The 1,248-nt window shown below is 26.7% G+C and carries 2 protein-coding genes; both read right to left on the reverse strand.

Going from position 1 to position 1,248, the window contains the following annotated elements:
* On the reverse strand, positions 1–480 hold a 480-nt coding region (locus tag WYK_RS25530; RefSeq protein ID WP_235782453.1), incomplete at its 3' end, for a hypothetical protein.
* A gap of 47 nt (positions 481–527) precedes the next feature.
* Positions 528–1,154 carry a glycosyltransferase family 4 protein gene (locus WYK_RS06305; protein WP_040373711.1) on the reverse strand — a complete coding sequence of 209 codons (627 nt, stop codon included), beginning with the start codon at positions 1,152–1,154 and terminating at the stop codon, positions 528–530.
* Between the last annotated feature and the right edge of the window lie 94 nt (positions 1,155–1,248).

The following is a 1,248-nucleotide window of genomic DNA, read 5'->3' on the forward strand; positions in this document are numbered from 1 at the left end:
CAATAATACCTGATAATAAATAGAATTAAGAACCATTCCATGATTAGTATTAGTTATTAATCTGACATATAAGTACATTGCTCCGTAAAGGATTAACATAATGAACTGATACTTTTTAATTATACTTAAATTCTTACTCTTCTTAAAAATGGCATAACTTGCTAAAAATACAATTGGGAAAAATAATGTGCTCATTAGTGGAGTTGGATTAAACTGTTCTCTCATTAAGGTAACTATTAAAACATAAAAAAGTAAACTCAAAAATACTGCAAATGCTAAATTTATCTTTTTATTCACAGCTATCATTTTAAACATGCTTATAGCAATCACAAAAGATAATAACAGCATAATAATAAATCGTACATTATCATTTACAAATGAAAATTCATATATTTTAGCTATATATAATAATAAATATATATTTACCAAAAATATTAATATTAATATTTTTAACTTATTAAAATTCAAAATCAATTTCATAAAAATACATCTCCATATTGAATGCAATCATTTAAAGCCTCTTAAAATTATTCCATTATTTTTTTAATTGCATTTTTTACATTTTGATTATACTTCTCCCAAGTTAGTTCAGCTGCACTCTTTCGTGCATTTATACTCATCTCTTGCAATTTATCTCTATTATTATTAAACCAAATTAATTTATCATATATCTCGCTCTCCACACCTGTTGAAACAACGTAGCCATTGTAGCCATTAATGATTAGATCACTTGCACCAGCATTATCAGAACAAATTACGGGAATACCGAATGATAGTGCTTCTAAAACTGATAACCCAAATCCATCTGCTAAAGAAGGGAATACGAGTATATCAGATTCCCTATATAAATTAATAATTTCTTCTTTTGTCACATGACCCACAAATGTACATATATCTCTAAAGTCTTTATAGTATTTACTATTTTCATCATAGGATCCTGCGAATTTAAATGTAAATAATTTCAAATCCATCATTCTTATAGCCTCAAATAAATAAAAAGCACCTTTTTTTTGTGTGACTCTCCCCACAAAAATAATGTTCAATTTTTTTCTACTATCGCGTGTTTTTATTAATTTGGTGTTATCATAATAATTGCTATCAATGCCGTAAGGGAATTTATAAATTTTATCAGGTGATATACCATAATGTAACAATGACCGTTCGCTAAAGGAGGAAGCAACTAAGAAAAAATCAGCCAGATCAATCTCCTTTTTAGTCCATTTTTAATGTTTTATTGTATAAAGAAGT

Origin of the sequence: Peribacillus psychrosaccharolyticus ATCC 23296 (assembly GCF_000305495.1) — a bacterium.
Classification (GTDB): Bacteria; Bacillota; Bacilli; order Bacillales; family DSM-1321; genus Peribacillus; species Peribacillus psychrosaccharolyticus.